The sequence below is a fragment of the Streptomyces sp. ISL-98 genome, assembly GCF_018614055.1.
Taxonomy (GTDB): Bacteria; Actinomycetota; Actinomycetes; order Streptomycetales; family Streptomycetaceae; genus Streptomyces; species Streptomyces spiramyceticus.
On record NZ_JAGGPB010000014.1, the window covers coordinates 171318 to 187906 of the forward strand.

Consider the following 16589-nt stretch of genomic DNA (forward strand, 5'->3'; position numbering starts at 1 on the left):
CTTGAAGGCCGGGCTCCGCCCGTACCCGCGCAACGCGGCCCGCACACATGTGCCAGGCTGACCCCCGCCAGGTTCCACGTACGGGAGGGGATCGCGGGTGGCCGCGATGCAGTTGACACGCACGCACCGCATATTGATCGGTGTTGTCGTCACCGGAGCGGTGATCATCGCCGCCATCGGTTTCGCGGGCTCGTACGCCGCGGTCCGCGAACTCGCGGAGGAGAAGGGCTTCGGCGACTTCTCGCTCGTCTTCCCCATCGGCATCGACGCGGGCATCTGCGTCCTGCTGGCCCTGGACCTGCTGCTGACCTGGATGCGGATCCCGTTCCCGCTGCTGCGTCAGACGGCGTGGCTGCTGACCGCCGCAACGATCGCCTTCAACGGCGCGGCGTCGTGGCCGGACCCACTGGGCGTCGGCATGCACGCCGTCATCCCGATCCTCTTCGTGGTCTCGGTCGAGGCGGCGCGGCACGCGGTCGGGCGGATCGCCGACATCACGGCCGACAAGCACATGGAGGGCGTACGCCTGACGCGCTGGCTCCTGTCGCCGGTGCCGACGTTCAAGCTGTGGCGGCGCATGAAGCTGTGGGAGCTCCGTTCGTACGAGCAGGTCATCAAGCTCGAGCAGGACCGCCTGATCTATCAGGCACGGCTCCAGGCCCAGTTCGGCCGGGGCTGGCGCCGCAAGGCACCCATCGAGTCGCTGATGCCGCTGCGGCTCGCGCGCTTCGGCGTACCGCTCGCGGAAACGGGCCCGGCGGGGCTGGCGGCGGCGGGCATAGAACCGGCACTGCTTCCACCCGCTCCGCAGCTGGAGACGCAACCGCCGGCACAGGACCCACCGGTACTGACGCCCCAGCCCCAGCCCCAGCCGCAACCTGAGCTGGAAGCACCGCCGGAGGCCGTCGAACAACACGAGCAGGAGCTCCAGGAAGAGCCGCCGCAGGAGGGCCCCGGCTCGCACGAGAGCCCCTGGTTCGCGGCGCCGCAGGTGCAGCAGGAGCCGTACGACCCGCCGTACGCGGAGCCCGAGCCCGCACCGGTGATGGTCCCTGCGGGCCCCGGCCGGACGCGTCCGCTGGGCGGCATCCCGGGCCCGCGCCACGAGCACGACCCGGCGGAGTACGTCGACGAGCCCTCGCCCGAGGAGACGTACTACGGCGCGTTCCGCAAGTACCTCAGCGAGAACGGCACATTCCCAACGGCACGCCAGCTCGGCTCGTACCTCCAGGACCTGTACGCGGAGGCCCCGACCTCCGGCGAACTGGCCGAGTACACGAACCGCTTCCAGATCCGCTACCAGCAGGAACTGGACGCGGAACACATCGCCTGAGCGCGTTGCTTGGACGCCCCGGACGCCCTACGGGCGTGTCCCCAGACGCCGGACGGGCTGAATTCTTTCAGCCGTGGAGGTCCCCCCTGGACGTAGTCCTTGGGGGAGTTTGAGGACCGGGGTCTGGGGCGGAGCCCCAGTTTCGGGAAGGGGCGGGGAGGGGAACTGCGCCGCAGGCAACCCGCACCACACAACGCACCCGCACCCGCCACGCGAAAAGGGCCGCCCCCCGGCGCAACGCCAGGCAACGGCCCTCCGCAGGGTCACAGGCACCGGCACAGCGCCGGCGCCAAGACCCCCTACGCCCCCAAAAGCTTCCGCACCCGCTCCGCCCCCACCGCAAGCAGCAGCGTAGGCAGCCGCGGCCCGGTGTCGCGCCCGACCAGCAGCTGATACAGCAGCGCAAAGAACGACCGCTGCGCAACCTTCAGCTCCGGCGTCGGCTTCGCGTCCGGCGCCAGTCCCGCCATCACCTTCGGCACGCCGTAGACCAGCGTCGTAAGCCCGTCCAGCGACCAGTGCGAGTCGAGCCCTTCGACCAGCAGCCGCAGCGACTCCCGCCCCGCCTCGTCCAGCGAGCCCAGCGTCGCGACGTCCGGCTCGCTGCGCACAACCGTGCGCTGCTCCGCCGGAACCTGCGTAGTGATCCAGTTCTCCGCACGGTCGAGCCGCGGCCGCACCTCGTCCAGCGACGAGACCGGGTTCGCCGGGTCCAGCTCGCTCAGGATGCGCAGCGCCTGGTCCGCGTGCCCGGCGGTGATGTCCGCCACCGAGGCCAGCGTCCGGTACGGCAGCGGCCGCGGCGTGCGCGGCAGCTCACCGGCGGCGGTCCTGACCGCACGCGAGTACGCCGCAGCGTCCGCCGGCAGCACCGTGCCCTCGGCGACCTTCTTCTCCAGCGAGTCCCACTCGTCGTACAGCCGCTGGATCTCCTGGTCGAAGGCGATCTTGAAGGACTGGTTGGGCCGGCGCCGCGCGTACAGCCAGCGCAGCAGCGGCGCCTCCATGATCTTCAGCGCATCGGCAGGCGTAGGCACGCCGCCCTTCGAGGACGACATCTTCGCCATCCCGCTGATCCCCACGAACGCATACATCGGCCCGATCGGCTGTACCCCGCCGAAGACCTCGCGCACGATCTGGCCGCCCACCACGAACGACGACCCCGGCGACGAGTGGTCGACACCGCTCGGCTCGAAGATCACGCCCTCGTACGCCCAGCGCATCGGCCAGTCGACCTTCCAGACCAGCTTGCCGCCGTTGAACTCACTCAGCAGCACGGTCTCGGAATGCCCACAGACACACACATACGACAGAGCAGTGCTCTCGTCGTCGTACGCGGTCACCGTAGTGAGGTCCTTGCCGCAGGCAGTGCAGTACGGCTTGTACGGGAAGTACCCCGCGCCGCCCCCACTGCCGTCGTCCTCGTCCGCCGCACCGGACCCCTCAGCGGCTTCCAGCTCGGCCTCGTCGACCGGCTTCTGCCCCTGCTTCTTGCCGGCGCCGGGCTTGACCTTCGTCCGGTACCGGTCGAGCACGGCGTCGATGTCACCGCGGTGCTTCATCGCGTGCAGGATCTGCTCGCGGTAGACCCCGCTCGTGTACTGCTCGGTCTGGCTGATCCCGTCGTACTCGACACCCAGCTCGTCGAGCGCCGCCGTCATGGCCGCCTTGAAGTGCTCGGCCCAGTTCGGGTACGCCGACCCGGCCGGTGCGGGCACCGACGTCAGCGGCTTGCCGATGTGCTCGGCCCACGACTCGTCGATCCCCGGGACACCCGCCGGAACCTTCCGGTACCGGTCGTAGTCGTCCCACGAAATCAGGTGCCTGACCTCGTACCCACGCCGCCTGACCTCGTCCGCGACGAGGTGCGGGGTCATGACCTCGCGGAGATTGCCCAGGTGAATGGGGCCCGACGGGGAAAGACCGGACGCGACGACGACCGGTTTCCCAGGCGCACGTCGCTCCGACTCGGCGATGACCTCGTCCGCGAAACGGGAGACCCAGTCGGTCTCGGTGCTGCTCTGAGCCACGGTCGGCACGTCCTTCTTTCTTGCTTCATTCCCGAAAGCTGGCAACAGCCATTCTCCCAGACGAAACGAGCACGTCCGAGGTTGCCTTTATACGAGACGACTGGCCCCCACCCCCCATGAAATACTCACTCCACCAATCAACTTTCCTCTCAACAGGAACGGCAGCTCATGGCCTCGGTCCATTCCCTCGCTTCGACCGTCAACCAGCGCGTCGCGGACGCCCTCTCGGCAGCCCTGCCGGAGGCCGGCGCCGCCGACCCGCTGCTGCGCCGAAGCGACCGGGCCGACTTCCAGGCCAACGGAATCCTTGCCCTCGCCAAGAAGGCCAAGGCGAACCCGCGCGAGCTGGCCGGCCAGGTCGTCGCCGCGCTCCCCGCCGGTGACGTGATCAAGGACATCGAGGTCTCCGGCCCCGGCTTCCTCAACATCACGATCACCGACCGGGCCATCATCGAGACCCTCGCGGCCCGCGCAGCCGACGACCGTCTCGGCGTGTCGCCGGCCGAGAAGCCCGGCACGACCGTCATCGACTACGCCCAGCCGAACGTCGCCAAGGAGATGCACGTCGGCCACCTCCGCTCCGCCGTGATCGGCGCGGCCGTGGTCGAGATCCTGGAGTTCATGGGCGAGAAGGTCGTACGCCGCCACCACATCGGCGACTGGGGCACCCAGTTCGGCATGCTCATCCAGTACCTGATGGAGCACCCGCACGAGCTGGACCACAAGGGCGGCGAGATCTCCGGCGAGGAGGCCATGTCGAACCTCAACCGGCTCTACAAGGCCGCGCGTGTCCTCTTCGACTCCGACGAGGAGTTCAAGGCCCGCTCGCGCGACCGCGTCGTGGCCCTCCAGTCGGGCGACGAGAAGACGCTGGAGCTCTGGCACCGCTTCGTCGACGAGTCGAAGATCTACTTCTACTCGGTCTTCGACAAGCTCGACATGGAGATCCACGACGAGGACGTCGTCGGCGAGTCCGGCTACAACCACATGCTCGACGAGACCTGCGACCTCCTGGAGGAGTCCGGCGTCGCCGTCCGCTCCGAGGGCGCGCTGTGTGTCTTCTTCGACGACATCAAGGGCCCGGACGGCAACCCGACCCCGCTGATCGTGAAGAAGTCGAACGGCGGCTACGGCTACGCCGCCACCGACCTCTCCGCCGTCCGCGACCGCGTCAAGAACCTCGGTGCGACCACGCTGCTGTACGTCGTGGACGCCCGCCAGTCCCTGCACTTCCGGATGGTCTTCGAGACGGCCCGCCGGGCGGGCTGGCTGTACGGCGAGACCACCCAGGCGGTGCAGCTCGCCTTCGGCACGGTCCTCGGCAAGGACGGCAAGCCGTTCAAGACCCGTGAGGGCGAGACGGTGCGCCTGGTGGACCTCCTCGACGAGGCGATCGAGCGGGCGACGGCCGTCGTACGCGAGAAGGCGCAGGACCTCACGGAGGAGGAGATCGCCGAGCGCGCCACGCAGGTGGGCATCGGCGCGATCAAGTACGCGGACCTGTCCACGTCGGCGTCCCGCGACTACAAGTTCGACCTGGACCAGATGGTGTCCCTGAACGGTGACACGAGCGTCTACCTCCAGTACGCGTACGCCCGTATCCAGTCGATCCTCCGCAAGGCGGGCGACCGGAAGCCCGCAGCCCACCCGGATCTCGAACTGGCCCCGGCAGAGCGCGCACTCGGCCTGCACCTCGACCAGTTCGGGGAGACGCTGGCCGAGGTCGCGTCGTCGTACGAGCCGCACAAGCTGGCGGCGTACCTCTACCAGCTGGCGTCGCACTACACGACGTTCTACTCGGAGTGCCCGGTCCTCAAGGCCGAGACTCCGGAGCAGGTCGAGAACCGCCTCTTCCTGTGCGACCTGACGGCGCGCACGCTCAACAAGGGCATGGCACTCCTCGGCATCCGGACCCCCGAGCGCCTCTGATCGCACGCACCAGCAAGCACCACACACGCGGAAGGCCCCCGCCGGTACACACCGGCGGGGGCCTTCCGCGTCGGGCCTCGGATCAGCGGCTCAGATCAACGGCTTCGACGGCTTGCCCCTGACTTCGTCTATCTCCGTGTGGGCCTTGCGGAGCATCTGCGAGGCGAGATCCATGAGCGCGCGTGCGCCCGCGATCTCTTCACCGACCCGTAGCTGCGGTGGGTCGGAGGGGTGACGCTGGGCGTTGCCGTGGGCGCGGAATTCCGTGCCGTCGGTGAGCCTCACCAGTGCGGCTGCTCTGGTCTTGTCACCCTCCTCCTGGAACTCCATTTCAACGTGCCATCCGACGAGTGTGTGCATGACGCCACCTCCAGTACGTCTTCCAGCGTGCGCCGCCGGAGCTCTGATCACCACTCCCAGCCGGTCGCTTACCAAAAGGTGTGTACCCCACAAATTTGTAGGTACTTGTCGCTTTCTCCGCGCCGGGCAAGGATCGGAAGCGAGCCACTCGGCACACCAATTCTGGTACCCAGTCACAGGGAGCACACCCATGCCCGCGCCCACCTCCTCCCCCGCCCCGGTCTCTGTCCTGGGCCTCGGCCTCATGGGCTCCGCGCTCGCCGCCGCCTTCCTCAAGGCGGGCCACCCCACCACCGTCTGGAACCGTTCCACCGCGAAGAGCGGCCCCCTGGTCGCCCAGGGCGCCCTCCCCGCAGACACGGCGGCCCAAGCGGTGGCGGCGAGCCCCCTGGTCATCACCTGCCTGACCACGAACGACAACGTCACCGACGTCCTCACCGGCATCGACCTCTCCGGCAAGACCCTCGTGAACCTCACGAACGGCACCCCCGCCCAGGCCCGCGAAAATCTCCGCCTGGGCCGAGAAGCACGGCACGGAGTACCTCGACGGCGGGATCATGGCCGTACCGCAGATGATCGCGGGCCCGGGCGCGTACATCCTCTACAGCGGCCCGCAGCACACCTTCGAAACCCACGAGGCAACACTCGCCGCCCTGGCCGACACCAAGTACGTCGGCACCGACCCCGGCCTGGCCGCCCTGTACGACCTGGCGCTGCTCACCGGCATGTACGGCATGATCGCGGGCGCCGTCCAGGCCTTCGCCCTCGCCCGTACGGAGAACATCCCGGCACCCGAGTTCGCCGAACTGCTCCTCCCCTGGGTCGGCGCCATGCTCGGCGGCGTCGTCCCAGGCATGGCGCAGGCCCTCGAATCCGGCGAACACCTCACCGACGTCTCAAGCCTCGCCATCAACCAGGCCGCGTTCCCCAACCTCCTGAACACCTTCCGCGACCAGGGCATCAGCGGCGAGCTCTTCGAGCCCGTCCAGCGCCTGCTGGACCGTTCCATCGCCGAGGGCTACGCCGCCGACGGCCTCTCGCGCCTCGTGGAGCTGCTCAAGCAGGGCTGATCCCGAACTCGCACCAGGCGATCTTGCCGGGGTCGCGCTCCCCGACCCCCCACTTGTCGGCCAGCACCTCGACGAGCAACAGCCCCCGCCCCGACTCCCCGTCCGGCTCCCGCAGCCGGGGCCATCCGTCCCCGCTGTCATGTACGTCGATACGCAACACACCGTCGCCGTACCGCAGACACACCCGGAAACCTCGCCCCACCGGAACCCCATGCAGCAGCGCATTGGTGGCGAGCTCGCTCACGCACAGCAATACGTCGTCCGAGCGGACACCGAGGCCCCAGTCTTCGAGAGCCCATAGTGCGAATGCCCTGGCGGCAGGGACGGATCGCCGGTCTCGCCGGAAGAACTTCTCGCGCAGCAAGGGGAGTTGTTTCGTCTCGTTCACGGTACGAGCGTCACTCCTTGTGACTACCGTGATGTAGTTCGCGCACCCGTACAAGAATTCCGTACGGGTTCTTTAGGCGTGACGTACGGACAGGGATGGGGAGTTGGAGAGTCATGCACCCCAGGAAGCGGCAGCGGAAGAACGCGTCGGCCATGAAGCTTGTGGGCGCGCTGGTGGCCCGGTTCCGGGAGGCATCCGGGCTCACCCAGCGCGAACTGGCCGAGCGGGTCCGCCTCCACGAGGAGACGATCGCCTCGGTCGAGCAGGGCAGGCGGCCTCTCAAACCGGATCTGGCCAGGCTGCTGGACGAGGTTCTGGATACGAAGGAGGCGCTGGAGACTGCGGTGGACAACATGCCGGAGATCGATCTGATTCCGGCATGGGCGGAGCAGTACATGGACTTGGAGCGCGAGGCGATCGCACTCTCGTGGTTCGAGAACCAGGTGCTGCCGGGCCTGCTCCAGACGGAGAGTTACGCCCGAGCGGTCTTCCGCACCGATGTCCCAGCACTTAGCGAGGTGGAAATCCAGCGGCGCGTCGCCGCCCGCCTTGAACGCCAGGGAATCCTGCACCGCGAGGTGCCACCAACGGGCAGTTTCGTGATCTCTGAGGCAATCGTGCGAGACCGCCTCGGTGGTGACGAGGTGTACGAAGAAACCCTGCGGCATCTACGTGCCTGCGCCCAACTGACAGGTATCGCACTCCAGATCATGCCGCTTGGCCGAGAGACGCACGCCGGGCTCTCCGGCCCATTCATCTTGCTGGAATCGCCCGACCATCAGCATCTCGCGTACGCCGAAACCCAACGCGGCAGCCAGCTCATCTCTGACCCAGATGAGGTAAGCATCCTGGCACGCAAGTATGCGATGCTGCGGACACAGGCTCTCAACCCCGAGGAAACGAAGGGCCTGTTGGACCGGCTGCTAGGAGAGCAATGAGCACCGCACTTGAGTGGTTCAAGTCCAGCTACAGCAGCGAGCAAGGCGGCGCCTGCGTCGAAGTCGCAACGCACCCCACCGCCGTCCACGTCCGGGACTCCAAGATCCCCGACGGCCCCACCCTCACCCTCGCCCCCACCACCTGGGCCAACTTCACTAAAGCCCTGACCTGACGCAAAAGGCCCGCGACAGCGCTCCCCCGCTCCAGCAGAATCGCCACGGCACGCTCCCACCCGCCGCATCACAGGGGGACCCATGCGACCCGTGCGATTCCGTGTGCTCGGTCCTGTCACCGTCCACGACGGGCCGCATCGCACAGCGCTCTGCGGCGGCAAGCAAGTCGCACTGCTCGCGGTACTCCTGAGCCGTGCAAACACCGTGCTGCCGAGGGACACGCTGATCGACGCACTGTGGGCGCCCGAGCCGCCGCCGTCCGCCGCCGACATGCTCCGCTGGCACGTCCACAAGCTGCGCAAGGCGCTGGGCGAGGAACGGCTGACCACCGCACCGTCCGGCTACGCCCTGACCGCAGCCCCGGACGAGATCGACGCCCAGCGCTTCGAGACGACGTACGCACACGCACGGCACCTGCTCGCGCAAGGCGACCCCGTACGCGCGGGCGCGGCGCTGCAGGACGCACTCTCCCTCTGGTACGGCCCGGCCGCCTACGGCGACGTCGACAATCCCCTGGTCCATACGGAGGCCACCCGCCTCCACGAGCTGCGCCTGGCGGCCTGTGAGCAGCTGGCACACGCCGACCTCGCGACCGGTCAGGACAACAGCGCCGTGGCGAGGCTGCGTCCGCTGGTCGCCGAGAACCCGTTCCAGGAACGGTTCCGCGCCCAGCTCATGCTGGCACTGTGCCGGTCGGGCCGCCGGGCCGAGGCACTGGACGTGTTCCACGACGGCCGCCGGCTGCTGGACGAGGAACTGGGGCTGCGGCCGTGCCCCGAACTCCTGCGCCTCCAGCACTCCATCCTGATCGGCGAAACCGAACAGGCCGCCACCTGAAGAGGTGGCGGCCTGCTGGGGAAAGAACCCTTCTAGCAGTTGCGCACGGAGTGGACGGGGGTCCAGTTCCCGGACCTGTCGTAACTGCGCGCGCCCGGCGTGGTGTAGATCAGGCTGCCGGAGCCGTTGTACATCCTGGCGCGCGTACCGGACGACTGGTTGTTGTCCCAGGAGCCGTTGCCGGTCCACGGGATGGAGTAACTGCGGCAGGTGTACATATTGATCTGGCTGCCCGTGAAGTTCTCGCCGCTGTAGGCACAGAAGCGGAGGTACGCGCAGGGCGCGCGCGTACCCACGGGCGCGTCCAGATCGCGGGCGTACGTCTCACCCGGCACGACGACCGTGAGCTCGGCGCCCGACCCCAGCAGGATCTTGTTGGGTGCGGTCTGGACTCCGCCCGTACGCTCCTTGAACGCATCGACCCTGGCCTGCAGCCCCTCCGTCTGCCCGGCGCTCAGCCCGGCGGTCCTCGCCTGGGCCGCGAAGTCCGGCCCGGCCACTGCTGCCGCCGGGTTGGCGCTGATCAGACCCGCGACGAGGACGACGAAAATGCCGACCAGTGCGGTGAGGATGCGAGCGGTCCCCCGGTGCTCGGAAGTTCGTTGCTGTGACACAGAAGCTTCCCTCCCACGTCTCTACGAAGTGCAGGACGCGGGAAACGCTCGCAGCCGCCTGTTGTGGGCCCGTTGTACTCGCGTTGTCTACGCGCGCCCGAGGCTCCGCGCGACTTCGGTCGCCCAGTAGGTCAGGATCATGTTCGCGCCGGCGCGCTTGATCCCGGTGAGGCTCTCCATGATCGCCTTCTCGCGGTCGATCCAGCCGCGCTCGGCGGCCGCCTCGATCATCGAGTACTCGCCACTGATCTGGTACGCCGCAACCGGCACGTCCACGGCCTCGGCGACCTTGGCGAGAACATCCAGGTAGGGCCCGGCGGGCTTGACCATCACCATGTCGGCGCCCTCGTCGAGGTCGAGCGCGAGCTCGCGCATGGACTCGCGGAGATTCGCCGGGTCCTGCTGGTAGGTCTTGCGGTCACCCTGGAGCGAGGAACCGACGGCCTCGCGGAAGGGCCCGTAGAAGGCGGACGAGTACTTGGCCGTATAGGCCAGGATCGCCACATCCTCCTTGCCGATGGTGTCCAACGCATCGCGGATGACACCGACTTGGCCGTCCATCATGCCGCTCGGTCCCACGACATGCGCGCCCGCGTCGGCCTGGACCTGCGCCATCTCGGCGTACCGCTCCAGGGTGGCGTCGTTGTCGACTCGCCCGTCGGCGTCCAGGACACCGCAGTGACCGTGATCGGTGAACTCGTCGAGGCAGAGGTCGGACATGACGACCAGGTCGTCGCCCACCTCGGCCCGCACCTCGCGCAGCGCGACCTGCAGGATGCCCTCGGGATCGGTCCCCGCAGTCCCCGCGGCGTCCTTCTTCGCGTCCTCGGGCACACCGAAGAGCATGATCCCGGAGACACCGGCCTCGACGGCTTCGACGGCCGCCTTGCGCAGGGTGTCGAGGGTGTGCTGGTAGACGCCCGGCATGGCCGAGATGGCCACGGGCGCGCTGATCCCCTCACGTACGAACGCGGGCAGGATCAGATCGGCCGGATGCAGGCGGGTCTCGGCGACCATGCGCCGCATGGCGGGGGTGGTGCGCAACCGACGGGGCCGAGCCCCGGGAAAGGATCCGTACACAGTCATGCCAAACACGCTACGCCGCCGGAGCGACCCCTTTTACCGTCACGCCGTCGGCACGCTTTCAGCCGTCCGGCGTTTGAGGACCGGGGTCTGGGGCAGAGCCCCAGTTTCGGGAAGGGGCGGGGAGGGGAAGGCGCCGCAGGCAACCCACACCCCACCGCCCCGCACAGCTACGTCGTACGCCGTCGCCGAGACCCAGGCCGCCGCTCACTAGGCCGGGTCACATGCTCCCCCGCCTCGACCGCCGCCATCCGCCGCTGCGCACCGAACTCCGCGAGCGCCTCCGCCAGCTTGTGCACGGACGGCTCCGGCGAAAGCACATCGACCCGGAGCCCGTGCTCCTCCGCGGTCTTCGCGGTCGCGGGCCCGATGCACGCAATCACCGTCACGTTGTGCGGCTTACCCGCAATGCCCACGAGGTTGCGGACCGTACTCGACGACGTGAACAGCACCGCATCGAAGCCGCCCCCCTTGATCGCCTCCCGCGTATCGGCCGGCGGCGGCGACGCACGCACGGTCCGGTAGGCGGTGACGTCGTCGACCTCCCACCCGAGCTCGATCAAGCCGGCGACCAGCGTCTCGGTCGCGATGTCGGCCCGCGGCAGGAAAACACGGTCGATCGGATCGAAAACGGGGTCGTAGGGCGGCCAGTCCTCCAGCAGCCCCGCAGCCGACTGCTCACCACTCGGCACGAGATCCGGCTTCACACCGAACTCGACCAGCGAGGCGGCCGTCTGCTCGCCCACCGCAGCGACCTTGATCCCCGCGAAAGCACGGGCATCGAGCCCGTACTCCTCGAACTTCTCCCGGACGGCCTTGACAGCATTCACGCTCGTGAAAGCGATCCACTCGTACCGCCCGGTGACGAGCCCCTTGACCGCCCGCTCCATCTGCTGGGGCGTGCGCGGCGGCTCGACAGCGATCGTCGGCACCTCGTGCGGCACGGCCCCGTAAGACCTGAGCTGGTCGGAGAGCGACGCCGCCTGCTCCTTCGTACGCGGAACGAGCACCCGCCACCCGAACAGCGGCTTCGACTCGAACCACGACAACTGCTCACGCTGAGCAGCGGCGCTGCGCTCACCGACCACGGCTATGACGGGCTGGTGGCCGTCCGGCGACGGCAGCACCTTGGCCTGCTTCAGAACCTGGGCGACCGTGCCGAGCGTCGCGTTCCAGGTGCGCTGCCTGGTCGTCGTACCGGCCACCGTCACGCTCATCGGCGTATCGGGCTTGCGCCCGGCCGAAACGAGCTCTCCCGCGGCCGCCGCCACAGAGTCCAGCGTCGTGGAAACGACAGCCGTGGCGTCGCTGGATCCGATCTCGGCCCAGCATCTGTCGTCCGCGGTACGGGCATCCACGAAGCGCACATCGGCGCCCCGCCCGTCGCGCAGCGGCACACCAGCGTACGCGGGCACGCCGACGCCCGACGCGATGCCCGGCACGACCTCGAAGGGGATGCCTTCGGCGGCGCAGGCGAGCATCTCCTCGCCGGCGTTGCCGTCGAGGCCGGGGTCGCCGGAGACGGCACGAACGACCCGCCTGCCGCTCCTCGCGGCCTCCATGACAAGATTGACCGCATCCCTGATGGCGGGGATTCCAGCGGCAGTTGACGCATCGTCAATCACCGTCAGCTGCGGCGTGCTTACGCCCGCCCTGACATGACTGCGTACGACATCGAGCACATGGGGCTCGGCGATCAGGACGTCCGCCCCCGCCAGCGCCTCGACGGCACGCAAGGTCAGCAGACCCGGATCACCGGGCCCGGCGCCGAGAAAAGTGACGTGCCCTGATACGGAGAACGCCGAAGGTACAGAGGTGGTGGGGCTCATTGTGCTCGCTCCCCCATAAGACCGGCCGCACCCTTCGCGAGCATCTCGTCCGCGAGTTCGCGTCCGAGAGTGATCGCGTCGTTGTGCGACGTGGGTACGGGACCGGTAGTGGACAGCTGCACCAGCGTGGAACCGTCGGTCGTACCGACGACACCCCGCAGGCGCATTTCGTTGACAACCTGTCCGTCGGCCAGCAGGTCGGCCAGTGCACCCACAGGTGCACTGCAACCGGCCTCCAGGGCGGCGAGCAGGGATCGCTCGGCGGTCACGGCGGCCCGCGTGTGCGGGTCGTCGAGCTCGGCGAGCGCGGCAGCGAGGTCGACGCTCGTGGCGGCGCACTCGATTGCCAGGGCCCCCTGGCCGGGGGCAGGCAGGACCATGTCGACCGAGAGAATCTCGGTCACCTCGTCGGCCCTGCCGATGCGGTTGAGGCCGGCGGCGGCCAGGACCACCGCATCCAGTTCCCCGCTCCGTACGAATCCGACACGAGTGTCGATGTTGCCGCGGATCGGCACGGTCTCGATGTCGAGTCCGTGGCTGCGCGCGTACGCATTGAGCTGCGCCATGCGGCGCGGCGATCCGGTGCCCACGCGGGACCCGGCCGGGAGCTCCGCGAAGGTGAGCCCGTCGCGCGCGACGAGGACGTCACGCGGATCCTCCCGCTTCGGCACGGCGGCCAGCGTGAGGTCGTCCGGCTGGGCGGTCGGCAGATCCTTGAGGGAGTGCACGGCGAAGTCCACCTCACCCCTCAGCAGCGCGTCGCGCAGAGCGGTGACGAACACACCGGTGCCGCCGATCTGCGCGAGATGCTCGCGCGAGACGTCTCCGAACGTGGTGATCTCCACCAGCTCGACGGGGCGCCCCGTGATCTGGCGCACCGCCTCGGCGACGTGTCCGGACTGGGCCATGGCGAGCTTGCTGCGCCTGGTCCCAAGCTTCAAGGCATTGGTCATGCCCGCCCTCGATTCCCACCGTCGGTGTCGTTCAGGTCGGCCCGGCTGACGGCGGCAACCGTCTGCGGGTCGAGGTCGAAGAGTTCGCGCAGCGCGTCCGCGTACCCGGCGCCGCCGGGCTCGCTCGCGAGCTGCTTGACCCGCACGGTGGGCGCGTGCAGGAGCTTGTCGACGACGCGGCGCACGGTCTGCGTGATCTCGGCGCGCTGCTTGTCGTCCAGTCCGGGAAGCCGGCCTTCGAGCCGGGCGACCTCGTTCGTCACCACGTCGGCGGCCATGCTGCGCAGGGCCACGACCGTGGGCGTGATCTGCGCGGCGCGCTGGGCCGCCCCGAAGGCCGCGACCTCGTCGGACACGATGGTCCGCACCTGGTCCACATCGGCGGCCATCGGCGCGTCGGCGGAAGCGTCGGCCAGCGACTCGATGTCCACGAGCCGTACGCCGTCGAGCCGGTGCACGCCGCCGTCGATGTCCCGCGGCATGGCGAGGTCGAGCAGCGCGAGCCGGGTGGGCCCACGACGGGGTACGCCGCCCTGCTCGCGCACGCGGCCCTGCATGACGGCGGTGCCGTTGTCGGCCCAGGCGCCGTGCAGTTCGAGCGAACCGGCGTCGGTGCTCTGCCGGGCCTGCGGCACGGCGGCGGCAGAACCGGCCTCGGCCAGGGCCTCGGCGTCGAGCGGGCAGCCGGGCGCCACATCGGCGCCAGCCGACGCGCCCGCACCATGAGCCACCGGCGTCTCCGCACGATCACGGTCCCGCGCGAGCTGCTCCCGCGGCACATCGAGCGACACGCCGAGCGCCGTCGCGACGCTCTCGGCCGTCAGGACGAGACCGGTCGCACCGGTGCAGGACACGGCGATGTCGACTCGTGTCAGCTCCCGTGCCACATCAGCCATCGGAACCGCACGCGCCACGCCGCCGGACTCCGTGAGGATCTCCGCCAGCCGCTCGGCCCGCGCCTGAGTGCGGTTGGCGATGACAACCTCGGCCACTCCGGTACGTACGAGCGTCGCCGCGGCCAGCGAGGACATCGAGCCCGCGCCGATCACTAGCGCCCGCTTGCCCGCCGCCCACTCGGCGACCGGCTCACCGGCCGCGAACTGCTCAAGACCGAAGGTGACGAGCGACTGCCCGGCCCGGTCGATGCCGGTCTCGGAGTGCGCCCGCTTGCCGACGCGCAGCGCCTGCTGGAAGAGGTCGTTGAGGAGCCGGCCCGCGGTGTGGAGCTCCTGCCCCAGCGCGAGCGCGTCCTTGATCTGGCCGAGGATCTGGCCCTCGCCGACGACCATCGAATCCAGCCCGCACGCCACCGAGAAGAGGTGGTGGACGGCCCGGTCCTCGTAGTGCACGTAGAGATACGGAGTGAGCTCTTCGAGCCCGACGCCGCTGTGCTGCGCGAGCAGCGTGGACAGCTCGGCGACACCGGCGTGGAACTTGTCCACGTCGGCGTACAGCTCGATGCGGTTGCACGTCGCGAGTACGGCGGCCTCGACCGCCGGCTCCGAGGCGAGCGTGTCCTGGAGGAGCTTGCCCTGCGTATCGGCAGCCAGCGACGCCCGCTCCAGCACACTGACCGGAGCGCTGCGGTGGCTCAGCCCGACAACCAGAAGACTCATGCCGGCATCACGGCGGGGACGTCCCCGTCGGGTCCCTTCCGGCTCGCGGCCGAACCGCCGCGCATGGCGGGCGGCGTGCCCGCCGCCTCGGCCGCGGCTTCCTCGCCGGCCTTGCGCTGCTCGTGGAAGGCGAGGATCTGGAGCTCGATGGACAGGTCCACCTTGCGCACGTCGACACCGTCCGGCACGGACAGCACGGTGGGCGCGAAGTTCAGGATCGAGGTCACACCGGCGGCGATGAGCCGCTCGCTGACCTGCTGGGCGGCGCCGGCCGGGGTCGCGATGACGCCGATGGAGACGCCGTTCTCCTCGATGATCTTTTCGAGATCGTCGGTGTGCTGCACCGGCATCCCGGCGACCGGCTTCCCGGCCAGCGCGGGGTCGGCGTCGAGCAGCGCGGCGACACGGAAACCACGGGAGGCGAAGCCGCCGTAGTTGGCGAGCGCGGCGCCGAGGTTACCGATACCGACGATGACAACCGGCCAGTCCTGAGTGAGGCCCAGCTCACGGGAGATCTGGTACACGAGGTACTCGACGTCGTACCCGACCCCACGCGTCCCGTAGGACCCGAGGTACGAGAAGTCCTTGCGCAGCTTCGCGGAGTTGACCCCCGCGGCGGCCGCGAGCTCCTCGGAGGAGACCGTGGGTACCGAGCGCTCGGAGAGCGCGGTCAGGGCGCGCAGATACAGCGGAAGGCGGGCGACGGTGGCCTCGGGAATGCCTCGGCTACGGGTCGCCGGTCGGTGTGTTCGGCCAGTTGCCACGGTGCTCCTGCGGGATGAGCGGGGCTGCAGGCGGCCGTATGTCCCAGGACCGCCCCGTCGCAAGCAGGCTATGCCTTTGTGAACGCGTGCACAAAGATAGTGTCCGTTTTGTCCGTGCAAAGTGACCGGGGTCACGCACACCGGCCGCTCAATCCTGGAACCTCGGACCGCGCGGGCTCGTTGAAAACCCGAAGGGGGCAAAACCGTACACACTCCTCACGACCACGCCCCCGAGACCGCCCAAATCGCCCATGATGGTAGCTGTCTTTCGGTCAGCCACCCAGCTCCTTGCGCAGCCTCCCCGCGTCCACGCGCCAGAAGGTGTGCTGCTCGCCGTCGACCAGGACGACCGGGATCTGCTCCCAGTAAGCCCGGTTCAACGCCTCGTCCTGCGTGATGTCCTTCTCCTCCCAGGGCACCCCGAGCTCCCCGCACACCGCACTGACCACTTCCCGCGCGTCGTCACAGAGGTGACAGCCGGGCTTGCCGACCAGCGTGACCAACCGCTCGCCGGGCTTCCGCTTAGTACGTCGCAGCAAGGGACTCATCCCGCCATTGTGGCCCCGTACGGCCATGCCCCCTTCGCCCGTGTAACACCGGCGTCCCTGAGAGTTCACGCCACCGCATCCCGGCGTGTCGGGAAGTACCGAACAAACTGGCTATGCTCACGA

Annotated in this window: 16 protein-coding genes and 1 pseudogene; 7 read left to right on the top strand and 10 right to left on the bottom strand. The window is 69.0% G+C overall.

Annotated features, from left to right (window positions below):
• The first annotated feature begins 97 nt into the window (after positions 1 to 97).
• Complete coding sequence (locus J7I98_RS11470; RefSeq protein ID WP_214920530.1) at positions 98 to 1333, top strand: DUF2637 domain-containing protein; 1236 nt, start codon at positions 98 to 100, stop codon at positions 1331 to 1333.
• Between the two features lie 299 nt (positions 1334 to 1632).
• On the opposite strand, the gene lysS is transcribed toward J7I98_RS11470, so the two are convergent.
• The gene (gene lysS / locus J7I98_RS11475; protein WP_214920531.1) at positions 1633 to 3372 is read right to left on the bottom strand and encodes a lysine--tRNA ligase; all 1740 of its coding nucleotides are present in this window, start codon (positions 3370 to 3372) and stop codon (positions 1633 to 1635) included.
• 159 nt (positions 3373 to 3531) lie between these two features.
• Between lysS and argS the strand changes: the two genes are divergently transcribed.
• Positions 3532 to 5292 (top strand): arginine--tRNA ligase, encoded by a 1761-nt coding sequence (gene argS / locus J7I98_RS11480; RefSeq protein ID WP_214920532.1) that lies wholly within the window; start codon positions 3532 to 3534, stop codon positions 5290 to 5292.
• A 90-nt stretch (positions 5293 to 5382) separates the two neighbouring features.
• Here the strand turns inward: argS and J7I98_RS11485 are convergent, their stop codons facing one another.
• Positions 5383 to 5652 (bottom strand): DUF1876 domain-containing protein, encoded by a 270-nt coding sequence (locus tag J7I98_RS11485; RefSeq protein ID WP_214920533.1) that lies wholly within the window; start codon positions 5650 to 5652, stop codon positions 5383 to 5385.
• Between the two features lie 244 nt (positions 5653 to 5896).
• Here J7I98_RS11485 and J7I98_RS42550 point away from each other — a divergent pair.
• Both J7I98_RS42550 and J7I98_RS42555 read left to right on the top strand, forming a co-directional pair.
• Positions 5897 to 6097 (top strand): annotated as a pseudogene (locus tag J7I98_RS42550) (NAD(P)-binding domain-containing protein); the annotation flags it as partial.
• A 112-nt stretch (positions 6098 to 6209) separates the two neighbouring features.
• On the top strand, positions 6210 to 6722 hold the full coding sequence (locus J7I98_RS42555) for a hypothetical protein (RefSeq protein ID WP_308377726.1): 513 nt from the start codon (positions 6210 to 6212) through the stop codon (positions 6720 to 6722).
• On the opposite strand, the gene J7I98_RS11495 is transcribed toward J7I98_RS42555, so the two are convergent.
• Positions 6709 to 7110, bottom strand: coding sequence for an ATP-binding protein (locus J7I98_RS11495; RefSeq protein WP_214920534.1), 402 nt, complete (start codon positions 7108 to 7110; stop codon positions 6709 to 6711). The two genes, J7I98_RS42555 and J7I98_RS11495, sit on opposite strands and share 14 nt — an antisense overlap.
• Before the next feature lie 113 nt (positions 7111 to 7223).
• Between J7I98_RS11495 and J7I98_RS11500 the strand changes: the two genes are divergently transcribed.
• From J7I98_RS11500 to J7I98_RS11510, 3 genes are all read left to right on the top strand, one after another.
• On the top strand, positions 7224 to 8048 hold the full coding sequence (locus J7I98_RS11500) for a helix-turn-helix transcriptional regulator (protein ID WP_214920535.1): 825 nt from the start codon (positions 7224 to 7226) through the stop codon (positions 8046 to 8048).
• Positions 8045 to 8221, top strand: a complete 177-nt coding sequence (locus J7I98_RS11505; RefSeq protein WP_214920536.1) for a DUF397 domain-containing protein — start codon at positions 8045 to 8047, stop codon at positions 8219 to 8221. The genes J7I98_RS11500 and J7I98_RS11505 overlap by 4 nt, the downstream gene beginning before the upstream one ends.
• A gap of 82 nt (positions 8222 to 8303) precedes the next feature.
• Positions 8304 to 9059: a BTAD domain-containing putative transcriptional regulator gene (locus tag J7I98_RS11510; protein WP_214920537.1), complete on the top strand. Its 756-nt coding sequence runs from the start codon at positions 8304 to 8306 to the stop codon at positions 9057 to 9059.
• A 32-nt stretch (positions 9060 to 9091) separates the two neighbouring features.
• On the opposite strand, the gene J7I98_RS11515 is transcribed toward J7I98_RS11510, so the two are convergent.
• From J7I98_RS11515 to J7I98_RS11545, 7 genes are all read right to left on the bottom strand, one after another.
• On the bottom strand, positions 9092 to 9673 hold the full coding sequence (locus J7I98_RS11515) for a peptidase inhibitor family I36 protein (protein ID WP_214920538.1): 582 nt from the start codon (positions 9671 to 9673) through the stop codon (positions 9092 to 9094).
• Positions 9674 to 9760: 87 nt separating this feature from the next.
• Positions 9761 to 10759, bottom strand: a complete 999-nt coding sequence (gene hemB / locus J7I98_RS11520) for a porphobilinogen synthase (RefSeq protein WP_214920539.1) — start codon at positions 10757 to 10759, stop codon at positions 9761 to 9763.
• 167 nt (positions 10760 to 10926) lie between these two features.
• Positions 10927 to 12585 carry a bifunctional uroporphyrinogen-III C-methyltransferase/uroporphyrinogen-III synthase gene (locus J7I98_RS11525; RefSeq protein WP_214920540.1) on the bottom strand — a complete coding sequence of 553 codons (1659 nt, stop codon included), beginning with the start codon at positions 12583 to 12585 and terminating at the stop codon, positions 10927 to 10929.
• Positions 12582 to 13538 (bottom strand): hydroxymethylbilane synthase, encoded by a 957-nt coding sequence (hemC, locus tag J7I98_RS11530; RefSeq protein WP_214920541.1) that lies wholly within the window; start codon positions 13536 to 13538, stop codon positions 12582 to 12584. Before hemC ends, J7I98_RS11525 begins: the two co-directional genes overlap by 4 nt.
• Positions 13535 to 15154, bottom strand: a complete 1620-nt coding sequence (locus tag J7I98_RS11535; protein ID WP_214920542.1) for a glutamyl-tRNA reductase — start codon at positions 15152 to 15154, stop codon at positions 13535 to 13537. Before J7I98_RS11535 ends, hemC begins: the two co-directional genes overlap by 4 nt.
• Positions 15151 to 15918, bottom strand: coding sequence for a redox-sensing transcriptional repressor Rex (locus J7I98_RS11540; RefSeq protein WP_214920543.1), 768 nt, complete (start codon positions 15916 to 15918; stop codon positions 15151 to 15153). The genes J7I98_RS11535 and J7I98_RS11540 overlap by 4 nt, the downstream gene beginning before the upstream one ends.
• A 272-nt stretch (positions 15919 to 16190) precedes the next feature.
• Positions 16191 to 16466 (bottom strand): glutaredoxin family protein, encoded by a 276-nt coding sequence (locus J7I98_RS11545; protein ID WP_214920544.1) that lies wholly within the window; start codon positions 16464 to 16466, stop codon positions 16191 to 16193.
• Positions 16467 to 16589 lie beyond the last annotated feature (123 nt).